The organism is Nonomuraea antri, from assembly GCF_013283785.1.
In the GTDB taxonomy this organism is placed as follows: domain Bacteria; phylum Actinomycetota; class Actinomycetes; order Streptosporangiales; family Streptosporangiaceae; genus Nonomuraea; species Nonomuraea antri.
The window spans coordinates 45,273-60,442 of sequence record NZ_JABCPZ010000011.1 but is presented as its reverse complement, the minus strand read 5'-3'; the positions used below and the strand labels follow the sequence as shown (position 1 = coordinate 60,442).

The following is a 15,170-nucleotide window of genomic DNA, read 5'->3' as shown; positions in this document are numbered from 1 at the left end:
GGCGAACGGTTCTCCGGCAGGAAGAAATCGGGGCACGCGGCGGCGAAGCTTGCGTCATGACCGCGATTCGGGCAACGAACCTGAGCAAGCGCTACGGGAAGACCGTGGCCGTGGCGGACCTGTCGTTCGACGTCGAGCCCGGTCAGGTGACCGGATTCCTCGGGCCGAACGGCGCCGGCAAGTCCACTACCATGCGCATGATCCTCGGCCTGGACCTCCCCTCGTCCGGCGACGTGCTGGTGGACGGCGTGCCGTACGAACGGTTGAAGTCCCCGCTGCGCAAGGTGGGCGCGCTGCTGGACGCCAAGGCCGTGCACGGCGGGCGCAGCGCGCGCAACCACCTTCTGGCCATCGCCCAGAGCAACGCCATCCCGGCGAGCCGGGTGGAGGAGGTGCTGGACATCGTCGGGCTGCGCGAGGTGGCCAAGCGCCGCGTCGGCGGCTTCTCGCTGGGCATGTCGCAGCGGCTGGGCATCGCCGCCGCGCTGCTCGGCGATCCGGAGATCCTGCTGTTCGACGAGCCGGTCAACGGCCTCGACCCGGACGGCATCCTGTGGATCCGCACGCTGATGCGCAAACTGGCCGCCGAGGGACGGACGGTGTTCGTCTCCAGCCACCTGATGAGCGAGATGGCGCAGACCGCCGACCACCTCATCGTGATCGGCAAGGGCCGCCTCATCGCCGACACCAGCGTGGAGGAGTTCATCGGGCGCAGCTCGCAGGGCTACGTCCGGGTGCGCTCGCCGCGCCTGGCCGAGGTCGCCGAGCTGATCAAGGTGGCCGAGATGCACCCCGACCACCTGCGCGTCACCGCGATGAGCACGCTGGAGATCGGCACGATCACGGCACGGGCCGGCATCCCGCTGGAGGAGCTGACGTTCGTGCAGCCCTCGCTGGAGGCCGCGTACATGGAGCTGACCAAGGACAGTCTGGAGTTCTCGGCATGACACACGTCCTCAGGTCCGAATGGACCAAGATCCGCTCGGTTCGCTCGACGGTCTGGACGCTGGCCGTCACCGCCCTGCTCATGCTGGGCCTCGGCGGGCTCGTCGCGTACGCGGCGAAGAGCCAGGCCGACTCGCCGATCCCGCCCGGCGAGGTGGCCGGCATCAGTCTCAACGGCATCATGTTCGCCGCCGTGGCCATGGCCACGCTCGGCGTGCTGGTGATCTCCAGCGAGTACCGCACCGGCGGCATCCGCATCTCGCTGCAGGCCGTGCCCCAGCGCATGAAGCTGCTGACGGCCAAGATCGTGGTGTTCACGCTCGTCGCCCTGGTCGTCTCCACGATCGCCTCGGCGGGCGCGGTGCTGGTCGGCGTGCTGGTCATCCAGCCGGAGACGTTCGACCTGGGCGGTGCGGCCCAGCAGGTGATCGGGGCCGGCGCCTACCTCACCGTCTGCGGGCTGCTCGGGCTGGCGCTGGGCGCGCTCGTCAGGCACACGCCCGGCGCGATCGTCGCGGCCATGGCACTGATGCTGGTCCTGCCGCAGCTCACGTCGATGCTGCCGGGCGAGTGGGGCGTGGCCGTGCACAACCACTTCACCACCAACGCGGGCCTGCAGGTCGTGATGGACTCCGACAGCAACCCGCTGGGGCCGTGGTCCGGGCTCGGCGTCTACCTGCTGTGGGCGGTCGTGCCGATGCTGGCGGCGGCCGTCCTGATGAAGCGGCGCGACGCCTGAACCCCGGGCGCGCGGCGATCACTCGGCGCGGAGGGCGATGACCGGATCGAGCCGGCCCGCCCGCCGCGCCGGCGCCACGCCGAAGAACACCCCGACCGCCGCCGACACCCCGAACGCCAGCACGATCGACCACCACGTGATCGACGTCGGCACCTCGGTGAACGCGGCGATGGCCAGCGCGCCGCCCACCCCGAGCACGATCCCGATCAGGCCGCCGATGGTGGTCAGCAGCACCGCCTCGATGAGGAACTGGGCCAGGATGTCGCGCTGCCTGGCGCCCAGCGCCTTGCGCAGCCCGATCTCGCGCGTCCGCTCGCGCACGCTGACCAGCATGATGTTCGACACCCCGACGCCGCCGACCAGCAGCGAGATGCCCGCGATGGCGGCCAGCACGCCGGTGAGCATGCCGAGCACGCTGCCGATCGTGCCGAGCAGCGCGGTCTGGGTGACGCCGGAGAACTGCTCGCCCGGATACCTGGCGCGCAGCGCCGCCGTCACCTTCTCGTTGAGCGGGTCGACCTCCTCGGCCGACGACGCGCCGACCGCGAACCCGTTCACCCTGGCGATGCCGAGCAGCCGCTGCGCGGTCGTGACCGGGATGTGGACCTCCTGGTCGCGCGAGACGCCGAACGTCTGCCCGACCGTGGCGTAGACGCCCACGACCCGGAACCTGGCCCCTGAGATGGTCACCTGGCGGCCGATCGGGTCGAGGTCGCCGAACAGCCTGTCGGCCACCTCGGCGCCGAGCACGGCCACCCGGCGCCTGGTGTCGACGTCGGTCTCGCTCAGCGTGCGGCCCTTGTCGAGCGGCCGTTCGAAGATGTTGACCAGGTACTGGTCGGTGCCGACCACCGTGACGAACGCCTCGACCCGGTTGACCCGCACGGTCTCGCCCGACTGCAGCGACACCGTCACCTTCGACGGATCGCCGACCACGCGGCGCACGTAGGCGGCGTCGGCCAGGGTGAGCTTGCTCTGCGTCGGGGCGGCGCCGAGGCTGATCCGGCCGGGCACGACCAGGATGATGTTGGTGCCCAGGCCGGAGATCTGCTTCTCGATCGCGTCCTTGGCGCCGGTGCCGACGGCCACCAGGATCACCACGGCGAGCACCCCGATGATCACGCCGAGCATGGTCAGCACGGTACGCAGCCGGTTGACCCGCAGCGCCTCCAGCGCCATCGCGAACGACTCGCGCCCCCTCATGCCAAGATGTCCTTCTCGATCAGCCCGTCGCGCACGTGGATCTGCCTCCTGGCGTGCGCGGCGACCTCCTGCTCGTGCGTGACGAGCACCACCGCCACGCCGCGATCGCCGTTGAGCCGGTCGAGTATGGCCATGACCTCCGCGCCGTTGCGCGTGTCGAGGTTGCCCGTGGGCTCGTCGGCCAGCAGCACCTTGGGCTCGCCGACCAGCGCCCTGGCGATGGCCACGCGCTGCTGCTCGCCCCCGGACATCTGGGACGGCCGATGCCCCATCCGGTGCCCCAGCCCCACCGACTCCAGCGCCTGCCCGGCCCTGGACAGCCGCTCCGCCTTGCCGACGCCCCGGTAGACCAGCGGCAGCGCGACGTTCTCCAGCGCCGACGTCCTGGCCAGCAGGTGGAAGGACTGGAACACGAACCCGATCGTCCGGTTGCGCAGCTCGGCCAGCTCGGTGTCCGACAGGCCGGACATCTCCACGCCGTTCACCTTGAGCACCCCGGACGTCGGCCGGTCCAGGCAGCCCAGCAGGTGCATGAGCGTGGACTTGCCCGAGCCCGACGGGCCGACGATGGCGGCGAACTCGCCGGGGTCGATCCGCAGCGAGACGCCGCGCAGCGCCTCCACCGCCACGCCTTCCAGTTGGTAGCGCCGGACGAGGTCCACGGCCTCCAGTGCGGGGATCACGGCAGCTCCTGGCCCTCCCGCACGGAGTCGGCGCCCTTGACCACGATCCTGTCGCCCACCGACAGGCCGCTGAGCACCTCCACCACCGCCTCGCCCTGCGCGCCCAGCTTGACCACGCGCCGCTCGGCGACGCCGTTCCTGGACACCCAGACCACGCTGTCGCGCCCGCTGGTGACCACGGCCGCGGCGGGCGCGGCGATCGCCGACGCGGACTCGCGCACGGTCAGCCTGGTCACCGCGCTCATGCCGGGCTTGGGCGTGGGCGCGGGCGTGCCGTCGTCGAACGTGCCCGTGCCGAGCGTGAGCTGCACCGGGTAGCTGACCCCGCCGGTCGAGGCCTCCTTCGGCGTGACGCCGACGCCGGTGACCGTCGCGCGGTAGGTGGCGCCGGGCACGGCGTCGAGCTCGACGGCCGCCGCGGTGCCCTTCTCGACCAGCAGGACGTCCGTCTCGTCGATGTCGGCCGACAGGGTGAGCTTCGAGACGTCGGTGACGGTGACGATCGAGTCGCCCATCGAGACCGGCACCCCGACCGCCACCGGGCTGCCGGACGTGGAGCCGGTGGACGGCAGCGCGGGAAGCTGCTGCCCGGCGCCGGGGAGCTGGCCGAGCAGCCCGTCCAGGCCGCCGCCGGTGCCGCCGCCCGAGGCCCGGCCGAGCGTGACCACGCCCGCGAACGGGGCCTTGACGGAGAGCGATTCGACGGTGTTCTCCGCCGCCTCGACCGCCGCCTTGACCTGGGTGCGCGAGGCGGCCTGCAACGAGGCCATGGACGAGCTCAGCCCGCTGGTCATGCCGCGCAGCGCGCCGTTGATCGTCCGGTTGAGCTGGGCGGTGATGGCGGCCAGCGCCTTGGTCTGCGCCCGGTGCTGCGCCTGGGCCAGGTCGATGGCGTTCAGCAGCTGCCTGCGCACCCGGGCGTCGTCGACCTTCCCGGCCTCCTTGCGCGCCTTGGCGAAGTGCGCGGCCACCTTGCGGTCGAGCGCGCCGGTGTCGAAGGCGGCCAGGTTCACGCCGGGCATGGACACCGGGGCGGGACGCGCCATCCTGGACGCCTGCCGGGCCTGTCTGAGCTGGTCCTGGGCCTGCGGTGAACGGATCTTGGCGAGGATCTCGCCCTTCTTGACCTGGTCGCCGTCCTTGACGTACAGCTTGGCGACCGTGCCCTGGGCCGGTGAGCGCAACGTGGCGCTCGCCCGCGCGCCGACGGTGGCGGGCGCCTCGACGACCTCGGTGACGGGTGCCCGCCGGACCTCGGCGAGCTGCACGGGAGGTGGTTCGTCGGTGGTGCAACCGGCTAATGACAGCAGGACGAGCAGCGGGAGTAAGCCGCGACGAATCGTCACCCGGCCCATCGTAGGAGCCGGGCGGCTCCCCCCGGGCGCAGGGGTCAGCCGGAGGCGAGTTCGCGGCCGCGGTCGCGGGCGGCCTCGATGGCGGCCAGGAACGCGGCGCGGACGCTGTGCCGCTCCAGCTCGGCGATGGCCGAGATCGTCGTGCCTCCCGGGGACGTCACGGCCTCGCGCAGGATCACCGGGTGCTCGCCGGAGTCCCTGAGCATCACGGCGGCGCCGACGATGGACTGGGTGACCATGTCGAGCGCGGCCGCGCGCGGCATGCCGAGCAGGATGCCCGCGTCGACCATGGCCTCGACCAGGTAGAAGAAGTACGCCGGGCCGCTGCCGGACAGCGCGGTGGCGGCGTCCTGCTGGGATTCCGGGATGCGCAGCACCTTGCCGACCGGCTTGAGCAGGTCTTCGGTGTGGCGCAGGTGTTCCTCGCCGGCGTGCGCCCCGGCCGAGATCACGCTCATCGCCTCGTCGAAGCGGATCGGCGTGTTCGACATGACCCTGACCACCGGCACCTCGACGCCGAGCCGCTGCTCGACGAACGCGGTGGTGATGCCGGCCGCGGCGCTGATGACCAGGCGGTCGGCGGGCACGTACGGGGCGATCTCGTTCAGCAGCGTGGCCATGTCCTGCGGCTTGACGGCCAGGATCAGCGTGTCGGCCGACTTGGCCGCCTCGGTGTTCGACACGGTGCGCACGCCGTACGTCTCGCGCAGCGCCTGCGCCCGCTCGGGACGCCGGACCGTGGCCATGATGTCGCCCGGCTTGAACCCCGCCCGCAGCAGCCCGGACAGCAGGGCCTCGCCCATCTTGCCCGTGCCCAGAATCGCGATCATTTCGGCCCCTCAAGGATGTAGACGCTGGCCGCAGCCTACCGGCGGACCGGCCGTTGAGACGTGATCGTCCGCCTGGTGAGAGCGTCAGTGCCGGGACAGCAGCGAACGGGCGAAGAAGGCGAGGTTGCGCGGCCGTTCGGCGAGGCGGCGCATGAGGTAGGCGTACCAGTCGTCCCCGTACGGCACGTACACCCGCATCCGGGCGCCCTCGGCGGCCAGGCGTTCCTGGGCGGCCGGGCGCACGCCGTACAACATCTGGTACTCGAAGCCGGTGGGGTCACGTCCGTCGAGCACGGCCAGGGTCGAGGCGATCGGGAGCAGCCGGGGGTCGTGCGTGGCGACCATCGGGTAGCCGGCGCCGGCCATCAGCGTCTTCAGGCAGCGCACGAAGGACCGGTCGATGTCGGCGGCCGAGGTGTAGGCCGCGGGGGCGGTGTAGGCGCCCTTGCACAGGCGTACCCGGGCCCCGTCGAGCTCGGCGAGCCTGGCGCAGCGCTCGCGCGCCCGCGGCAGGTACGCCTGCACCACCACGCCCAGGCCGGGGTGTTCCTCGCGCAGCGTGGCGTGCACGGAGTGCAGCGCGTCGATCGTGTCGTGCTCCTCGGCGTCGAGGGTGACGGTGATCCCCCTGCCCGCCGCGGCCTCGCAGACGCTCGCCGCGTTGTCGAGCGCGAGTCGCTCCGACAGCCGCAGCCCCAGCGCGGTGAGCTTGACCGACACGTCGGCGCCCGCGGGCAGCAGGCCGAGCAGCCGCAGGTATTCGCCGACCTCCCGATCGGCCTGTTCCCGGTCGGTCACCTCCTCGCCGAGGTGGTCGACGCTGACGAGCAGGCCCTTGCGGCTCAGCTCGCCGACCACGGCGCCGATGTCGCCGGCGACGTAGCGTCTGACCACGTCCCTGGTCAGGGGCGAGGTGGCGACGACGCGTTCCGCGCGTTCGCTCTTGGAGACGGCGAGCAGGGCCTGACGGAGCACGTAACAACCCTAACTTCCACCTTGTCCGCATGGCGATGAACCAGCCGTGGGCCGGATTCGTCCTAGTAGGTATGCGCACTATGACAGCGACCGTCCTGGCCGGATGCCTGGCGCTGGTGACGAGTTGCGGCACGGACGCCCCTGCCCGCCAGGCCGGCTCCACGACTCCCGACGCGCCGGTGGTGGCGAGCCCGGCCACCACGACGCCCACGACCACGCCCACCAAGGCGCCGGAGCCCGTCAAGCCGACCGGCGACGCCGTCAACCCGCACAAGATCCGCTGGTCGAAGGCCAAGCCGGTGTCCAAGGGCAAGGCGGTCAAGCTCACCTGGTGGTCGGGCGTCGCGCCGTGCACGGTGCTGCACAAGGTGAAGGTCAAGGAGACCCGCAAGCGGGTCGCGATCACCCTGTACGAGGGCACCTCGCCCAAGGCCAAGAACGTCTCCTGCATCATGATCGCGGTCGAGAAGACGACCACGGTCAAGCTCAAGAGGCCGCTCGGCAAGCGGAAGATAGTGGACGGCGCCAAACCCTGATATGTCCGCATCCGGACACCCCAGTGACATTTGATGGATCAGTGACGATACATCGGTGAGCACCGTGGCAGCGGGGAGCCAGTACCGGTGATGGCACGTTCCACTGGGGGAATCCGTGAGACGGCTCTACCGCGCCCTCTTATCCGCTGTCCTGATACTGACCGGCCTGGTCGCGCTGGCGCCCCAGGCCGCCGCCCTGCCCCCGCGCTTTCAGAAGCAGACCATCTTCACCGGGCTGATCAGCCCCACCAACGTGGAGTTCGCCGCCGACGGCCGGGTCTTCGTGGCCGAGAAGGGCGGCTACATCAAGGTCTTCGACTCGCTCACCGACACCACCCCCACGATCTACGCCGACCTGCGCACCAACGTGCACGACTTCTGGGACCGCGGCCTGCTCGGCATGGCGCTGCACCCGGACTTCCCCACCGACCCGCGCATCTACGTCCTCTACTCCTACGACGCCGAGCCCGGCGGCGCCGCGCCGCGCTGGGGCGAGGTCGACGAGGACTACGACGAGTGCGAGTCGCCGCCGGGGCCGACCGGCGACGGCTGCCGCATCACGGGCCGGCTGTCGGTCATCTCGCCCTCCGGCGCCGAGACCCCACTGATCACCGACTGGTGCAACCAGTACCCCAGCCACTCCATCGGCGACCTGAAGTTCGGCCGCGACGGCATGCTCTACGCCTCCTCGGGCGACGGCGCCAGCTTCGAGTTCCCCGACTACGGCCAGGACAACCTGCCGGGCTCGGACGTCGTCCCCGACAACCCGTGCGGCGACCCGCCGAACGCGGTGGGCACCGCGCTGACCCCGCCCAGCGCGGAAGGCGGCACGCTGCGCTCGCAGGACCTGCGCACCAACGGCGACCCGGCCGGCCTGGACGGCACCGTCATCCGCATCGACCCCGACACCGGCGCGGCCGCCCCGGGCAACCCCAACGCCGCCAGCCCGGACGCGAACGTGCGCCGCGTCGTCGCCTACGGCCTGCGCAACCCGATGCGCATCACCCAGCGCCCCGGCACGGACGAGATCTGGACCGGCGAGGTCGGCTGGGGCGCCTGGGAGGAGATCAACCGGATCCCCAACCCCGTCGGCGCCGTGCCGAACTTCGGCTGGCCCTGCTACGAGGGCAGCGGCAGGGAGGACGGCTACGACGCGCTGAACCTCACCATCTGCGAGAACCTGTACGCGGAAGGCACCGCCGGGCACGCGAAGCCCTACTACGAATGGCACCACGGCGAGCGTCTCTACCCGGGCGACCCGTGCGACCCGGGCAACCAGTCGTCCTCGACCGGCATCTCCTTCTACGCCGGCGGCTCGTACCCGAACGCCTACGACGGCGCGTTGTTCTTCTCCGACTACAGCCGCAAGTGCGTCTGGGTGATGACCAAGGGCGCGAACGGCCTGCCCGACCCGGCCACGGTCACCTCGTTCGACACCGGCATCGGCTCGGTCGAGCTGCAGCTCGGCCCCGGCGGCGACCTGTTCGCCGTCGACTACGACGCCGGCGCGGTCGTGCGTTACGTCTACGACAACGCCGCGCCGACGGCGGTGATCGACGCCTCGGCCACCTCGTCGACAGGGCCGCCGCTGACGGTGAACTTCTCCGCCACCGGCTCCATCGACGCCGACGGCGACCCGGTCACCTACGCCTGGGACCTGGACGGCGACGGCGAGCTCGACGACTCCACCTCGGCCACGCCGTCACGCACGTACACGCAGGTCGGCTCGTACTTCGTGAAGCTGCGCGCGACCGACGACAAGGGCGCCCACGGCGACGCCACGGTGACCGTGAACGTCGGCAACACCGCGCCCGCGGCCGCCATCGCCATTCCGGTGGCCACGGTCACCTGGGCGGTCGGCGACACGATCGGCTTCTCCGGCTCCGGCGCGGACCCGGAGGAGGGCGCGATCCCCGGCTCCCGCATGACCTGGTCGCTGATCATGCACCACTGCCCCGGCGCCTGCCACGAGCACGAGATCACCAGATTCACCGGGACGTCCGGGTCGTTCCAGGCGCCCGACCACGAGTACCCGTCGCATCTGGAGTTGCGCCTGACGGTCGCCGACCAGTACGGGCTGACCGACACCAAGAGCGTGATGCTCCAGCCCAAGACGGTGAACCTGACCTTCGGCACCAGCCCGTCCGGCCTCCTGCTCGGCTTCAACCAGGAGCAGACCGTCGCGCCGTTCACCAGGACCGTGATCGTCGGCTCCAGCGTCTCGATCTCGGCGCCGTCGCCGCAGGACGACCGGGTCTTCGACGCCTGGTCGGACGGCGGCGCGGCGACGCACAACTTCGTCGCCCCGGCGAACGCCACCACCTACACGGCCACCTACAAGACGACCACGTCGCCCGGGCTGGTCGCGGCGTACGGGATGAACGAGGGCACGGGCGTCGGCGTGGGCGACTCGTCCTCGGCCGGCAACCCCGGCACGGCCACCGCCACCACCTGGGCGGCGACCGGCAAGTACGGCAAGGCGCTGTCGTTCGACGGCTCGTCGAGCTGGGTCACCGTGCCCGACTCGGCCAGTCTGCGGCTGACCGAAGGCATGACGGTCGAGGCGTGGGTGCGGCCGACGACGCTGGCGAGCTGGCGCACACTGGTCATGAAGCAGCACGCGGGCGGCTTCGCGTACGTGCTGACGGCCAGCAGCGACAGCAACAGGCCGCACGCCGTCATCCACACCACCGGCGAGGCCGACATCGGCAGCGCGGCCGCGCTGTCGCTGAACACCTGGAGCCACCTGGCCACCACCTACGACGGCACCACGCTGCGCCTGTACGTCAACGGCGCCCAGGTGGGCCAGCGCACCGCAGGCGGCCCGATGCGCACCGACAACGGGGTGCTGCGCATCGGCGGCAACAGCCTGTGGGGCGAGTACTTCCACGGGCTCATCGACGAGGTGCGGATCTACAACCGGGCGCTGTCGGCCGCCCAGATCCAGGCGGACATGACCGTGCCGATCGGCGAGGAGCCGCCGCCCGACACGCAGGCGCCGACCGCGCCGGGCTCGCTCGCCGCGACCGGCGGCCCCGGCTCGGCCCAGCTGTCGTGGACGGCCTCCACCGACAACGCCGGGGTGTCCGGGTACATGATCCACCGCTCGACCACGCCCGGTTTCACCCCGTCGGGCGCCAACCAGGTCGGCTCCTCGCAGGCCGCCACGTTCACCGACGCGGGGCTGGCCGCGGGCACCTACCACTACCGGGTGCGCGCCTTCGACGCGGCGGGCAACGTCAGCCCGTCGTCGAACGAGGTCCCGGCCGTCGTCACCGCGCCGCCGGCCAATCCCGGGCTGGTGGCCGCGTACGGGATGAACGAGGGCGGCGGCACGACGATCGCCGACGTCTCTGGCGGCGGCAACTCCGGCACCCTGACCTCGGCGTCCTGGACGAACGGCGGCAAGTACGGCGCGGCGCTGTCGTTCGACGGCTCGTCGAGCTGGGTGACGGTCGCCGACGCGGCGAGCCTGCGGCTGACCAACGGCATGACGGTCGAGGCGTGGGTGCGGCCGAGCACGGTCACCGGCTGGCGCACGGTCCTGATGAAGCAGCACGCGAGCGGGCTGGCGTACGGGCTGATGGGAGGCAGCGACAGCAACAGGCCGCACACGGTCGTCCACACCACCTCCGATGCCGACGTGGGCGGCACCGCCTCGCTCCCGCTCAACACCTGGAGCCATCTGGCGGTCACCTACGACGGCACCACGCTGCGCCTGTACGTCAACGGCACGCAGGCCGCCCAGCGTACGGTCGGCGGCTCGATGCGCACCGACAGCGGGGTGCTGCGCATCGGCGGCAACAGCCTGTGGGGTGAATACTTCGCCGGCCAGATCGACGAGGTCCGGATCTACAACCGGGCGCTCAACGCGACCGAGCTGCAGACGGACATGAACACGCCCATCTCATAACCGAGCACCGGCGAGCGGGAAACCCCGCTCGCCGGATTGTCCGCTTGTGGACACTTCCGGTGACAATCGGCTGATTTATTGCGATACATCGATCAAGGCACACCGGCGTGCGGGGGCGCCACGACTCGTGCCGCACTCTCCGTGGGGGTCACGTGAAACGCCTTGCCAGCGCCCTGTCCTGCATCCTGCTCATCGTCGTCGGCCTGGTCGCCGTGTCGGCCCCGGCCGCGCAGGCCCTGCCCGCCTCCTTTCAGAAACAGACGGTCTTCAGCGGGCTGACCCAGCCGACCAACATCGAGTTCGCCCCGAACGGCCAGGTCTTCGTGGCCGAGAAGAGCGGACTGATCAAGGTCTTCGACTCGCTCTCCGACACCACACCCACCGTGTACGCGGACTTACGCACACAGGTGCACAACTTCTGGGACCGCGGGCTGCTCGGCCTGGCCCTGCATCCCGACTATCCGGCCGATCCGCGCGTGTACGTCCTGTACGCCTATGACGCCGTACCGGGCGGCTCGGCGCCACGCTGGGGCACCGCGGGCGCCACAGCCGATCCCTGCCCGTCACCGCCCGGCGCGACGAACGACGGCTGTCTCGTCACCGGCCGCCTGTCGGTCATCTCGCCCTCCGGCGCCGAGACGCCGCTGATCACCGACTGGTGCCAGCAGCACCCCAGCCACTCCACCGGCGACCTGCAGTTCGGCGCCGACGGCGCGCTCTACGCCTCGGCCGGCGACGGCGCCAGCTTCAACTTCGCCGACTACGGCCAGGACAACCTGCCCAGCTCGGACATCACCCCGGACAACCCGTGCGGCGACCCGCCGAACGCGGTGGGCACCGCGCTGTCGCCGCCCAGCGCCGAGGGCGGCGCGCTGCGCGCCCAGGACGTCAGGACCTCCGGCGACCCGGCCGGGCTCGACGGCACCCTGATCCGCATCGACCCGGACACCGGCGCGGCCGCCGCGGGCAACCCCAACGCCGGCAACGCCGACCAGAACGTGGCCAGGATCGTCGCCAACGGCCTGCGCAACCCGTTCCGCATCACCAGCAGGCCGGGCACCTCCGAGATCTGGTCGGGCGAGGTCGGCTGGGGCACCTGGGAGGAGATCAACCGGGTCGTCTCGCCCACCTCCGGCGTGACCAACTTCGGCTGGCCGTGCTACGAGGGCGGCAACCGGCAGGGCGGCTACGACAACCTCAACCTGACCCTGTGCGAGAACTTCTACGCCGCCGGGGCCGCCGCGCACACGCAGCCGTACTTCGCCTGGAACCACGCCACCAAGCCGGCGCCGAACGACCCGTGCCCGTCCGGCGGCTCGTCGTCCAGCGGGGTGGCCTTCTACGCGGGCGGGCCGTACCCGGCCGCCTACGACGGCGCGCTGTTCTTCTCCGACTACAGCCGCTCGTGCATCTGGGTGATGACCAAGGGCGCCAACGGGCTGCCCGACCAGACGACCACGGCCACGTTCGACTCGGGCATCCCGGTGGTCGAGCTGGAGACCGGCCCTGGCGGCGACCTGTTCGCGGTGGACTTCTCCGGCAAGATCATCCGCTACATCTACGACAACACGCCGCCGGTCGCGGTGATCAACGCCTCGGCCACCTCGGGCAGCGCGCCGCTGGCCGTCTCCTTCTCCGGCACGTCGTCGTCCGACGCCGACGGCGACCCGCTCACCTACGCCTGGGACCTGGACGGCGACGGCGAGCTCGACGACTCCACCGCGGCCACGCCGTCGCGCACCTACACCCAGCCGGGCTCGTACGTGGTGCGGCTCCGGGTCAGTGACGGCCGCGGCGGTCAGGGCGACGCCACGGTCACGATCAACGTGAACAACACCCCGCCATCGGCCACCATCGACTCGCCCACCACCGCGCTCACCTGGGCGGTCGGCCAGAACGTCACCTTCTCCGGCACCGGAACCGACGCCCAGGACGGGACGATCCCCGGCTCCAGGATGTCCTGGGCGCTGATCATGCATCACTGCCCGAGCACCTGCCACGAGCACCAGATCACCACCTACACCGGGTCGTCGGGCTCGTTCCAGGCGCCCGACCACGAGTACCCGTCGCATCTGGAGCTGCGGCTCACCGTCACCGACGCGCACGGGCTGACCGACACCGACAGCGTCCTGCTGCAGCCCAAGACGGTGAATCTGACGTTCGCCAGCACGCCGTCCGGGCTGCAGCTGGGCTTCAACGGCGAGCAGACGCTGACGCCGTTCACCCGCACGGTGATCGTCGGCTCCAGCAACTCGATCTCCGCGCCGTCGCCGCAGACCTCCGGCGGCCAGAGCGTGTCGTTCGGGTCGTGGTCGGACGGCGGCGCGGCCACCCACCAGATCACCGCCCCCGCCACGGCGACCACGTACACGGCGGGCTACACGCCGACCACGTCCGTGCCTGGGTTGGTGGCCGGCTACGCCATGGACGAGGGCGCCGGCACCTCCGTCGGCGACGCGTCCGGCCTGGGCAACACCGGCACCACCACGGCCACCACCTGGACGGCGACCGGCAAGTACGGCTCCGCGCTGTCGTTCAACGGCTCGTCGAGCTGGGTCACCGTGCCCGACGCCGCGAGCCTGCGCCTGACCAACGGCATGACCGTCGAAGCCTGGGTGCGGCCCAGCACGGTCACCAGCTGGCGCACGGTCGTCATGAAACAGCACGCGAGCGGCCTGGCCTACGTGCTGCTGGCCGGCAGCGACAGCAACCGCCCGCACACCGCCATCCACACCACTTCCGACGCCGACATCGGCGGCACCGCCTCACTGCCACTCAACACCTGGAGCCACCTGGCCACCACCTACGACGGCACCACACTCCGCCTCTACGTCAACGGCACCCAGGTCGCGCAACGCACCGCGGGCGGCCCGATCCGCACCGACAACGGCGTCCTGCGCATCGGCGGCAACAGCCTGTGGGGCGAATACTTCGCCGGCCAGATCGACGAGGTCCGCGTCTACGACAAGGCACTCACCGCCACCCAGATCCAGACCGACATGAACACCCCCGTCGGCACGCCGCAGCCGCCCGACACCCAGGCGCCGACCGCGCCGGGAGCGCCGGCGGCCACCGGCGGCCCCGGCTCGGCCCAGCTCTCGTGGACGGCCTCGACCGACAACGTCGGCGTGTCCGGCTACATGGTCCACCGCTCCACCACGCCCGGTTTCACGCCTTCGGGCGCGAACCAGGTCGGGTCGACCGAGAGCACCTCGTTCGCCGACTCCGGACTGGTCGCGGGCACGTACTACTACCGGGTGCGGGCCTTCGACGCGGCGGGCAACGTCAGCGCCTCCTCGGCCGAGTCCTCGGCCACGGCCACCCAGCCGCCGGCCACGGAGGGCCTGGTGGCCGCGTACGGCATGAACCAGGGCACCGGCGTCACCGTCGCCGACGCCTCGGGCTTCGGCAACACCGGCACGACCACCGCCACGACGTGGACCAGCGGCGGCAAGTACGGTTCGGCGCTGTCGTTCGACGGCTCGTCGAGCTGGGTCACCGTGCCCGACGCGGCGAGCCTGCGGCTGACCAACGGCATGACCGTCGAGGCGTGGGTGCGGCCGAGCACGGTCACCAGCTGGCGCACGGTCGTCATGAAACAACACGCGAGCGGTCTGGCCTACGTGCTGCTGGCCGGCAGCGACAGCAACCGGCCACACACCGCCATCCACACCACTTCCGACGCCGACATCGGCGGCACCGCCTCACTCCCGCTCAACACCTGGAGCCACCTGGCCACCACCTACGACGGCACCACCCTGCGCCTCTACGTCAACGGCACCCAGGTCGCCCAGCGCACCGCGGGAGGCCCGATCCGCACCGACAACGGCGTCCTGCGCATCGGCGGCAACAGCCTGTGGGGCGAATACTTCGCCGGCCAGATCGACGAAGTCCGCGTCTACGACAAGGCACTCACCGCCACCCAGATCCAGACCGACATGAACACCCCCATCAGCTGACAGACCGGCTCGGCCCCCGCACCTCGGGGGCC

The 15,170-nt window shown here is 71.3% G+C and carries 10 protein-coding genes; 5 read left to right on the top strand and 5 right to left on the bottom strand.

Annotation, left to right across the window (positions count from 1 at the left end; genetic code table 11):
* Positions 1–56: 56 nt before the first annotated feature.
* Positions 57–947: an ABC transporter ATP-binding protein gene (locus HII36_RS06050; RefSeq protein ID WP_173522052.1), complete on the top strand. Its 891-nt coding sequence runs from the start codon at positions 57–59 to the stop codon at positions 945–947.
* The gene (locus HII36_RS06045) at positions 944–1,684 is read left to right on the top strand and encodes an ABC transporter permease (protein ID WP_173522051.1); all 741 of its coding nucleotides are present in this window, start codon (positions 944–946) and stop codon (positions 1,682–1,684) included. The genes HII36_RS06050 and HII36_RS06045 overlap by 4 nt, the downstream gene beginning before the upstream one ends.
* 18 nt (positions 1,685–1,702) lie before the next feature.
* Here HII36_RS06045 and HII36_RS06040 read toward each other — a convergent pair whose 3' ends face one another.
* The 5 genes from HII36_RS06040 to HII36_RS06020 form a co-directional block, all read right to left on the bottom strand.
* Positions 1,703–2,887, bottom strand: a complete 1,185-nt coding sequence (locus tag HII36_RS06040) for an ABC transporter permease (RefSeq protein WP_173522050.1) — start codon at positions 2,885–2,887, stop codon at positions 1,703–1,705.
* Positions 2,884–3,570: an ABC transporter ATP-binding protein gene (locus HII36_RS06035; protein ID WP_173522049.1), complete on the bottom strand. Its 687-nt coding sequence runs from the start codon at positions 3,568–3,570 to the stop codon at positions 2,884–2,886. The genes HII36_RS06040 and HII36_RS06035 overlap by 4 nt, the downstream gene beginning before the upstream one ends.
* Positions 3,567–4,916, bottom strand: a complete 1,350-nt coding sequence (locus HII36_RS06030; protein ID WP_173522048.1) for an efflux RND transporter periplasmic adaptor subunit — start codon at positions 4,914–4,916, stop codon at positions 3,567–3,569. The genes HII36_RS06035 and HII36_RS06030 overlap by 4 nt, the downstream gene beginning before the upstream one ends.
* 44 nt (positions 4,917–4,960) lie before the next feature.
* Positions 4,961–5,755 carry a pyrroline-5-carboxylate reductase gene (gene proC, locus HII36_RS06025; protein WP_173522047.1) on the bottom strand — a complete coding sequence of 265 codons (795 nt, stop codon included), beginning with the start codon at positions 5,753–5,755 and terminating at the stop codon, positions 4,961–4,963.
* An 84-nt stretch (positions 5,756–5,839) separates the two neighbouring features.
* The gene (locus HII36_RS06020) at positions 5,840–6,730 is read right to left on the bottom strand and encodes a proline dehydrogenase family protein (protein ID WP_173522046.1); all 891 of its coding nucleotides are present in this window, start codon (positions 6,728–6,730) and stop codon (positions 5,840–5,842) included.
* 80 nt (positions 6,731–6,810) lie between these two features.
* Here HII36_RS06020 and HII36_RS06015 point away from each other — a divergent pair, with 80 nt between their 5' ends.
* The 3 genes from HII36_RS06015 (at position 6,811) to HII36_RS06005 (ending at position 15,138) form a co-directional block, all read left to right on the top strand.
* Positions 6,811–7,266, top strand: a complete 456-nt coding sequence (locus HII36_RS06015; RefSeq protein WP_217369206.1) for a hypothetical protein — start codon at positions 6,811–6,813, stop codon at positions 7,264–7,266.
* Between the two features lie 115 nt (positions 7,267–7,381).
* Positions 7,382–11,179 (top strand): LamG-like jellyroll fold domain-containing protein, encoded by a 3,798-nt coding sequence (locus HII36_RS06010; protein ID WP_173522045.1) that lies wholly within the window; start codon positions 7,382–7,384, stop codon positions 11,177–11,179.
* Positions 11,180–11,331: 152 nt separating this feature from the next.
* On the top strand, positions 11,332–15,138 hold the full coding sequence (locus tag HII36_RS06005) for a LamG-like jellyroll fold domain-containing protein (RefSeq protein ID WP_173522044.1): 3,807 nt from the start codon (positions 11,332–11,334) through the stop codon (positions 15,136–15,138).
* The last annotated feature ends 32 nt before the right edge of the window (positions 15,139–15,170 follow it).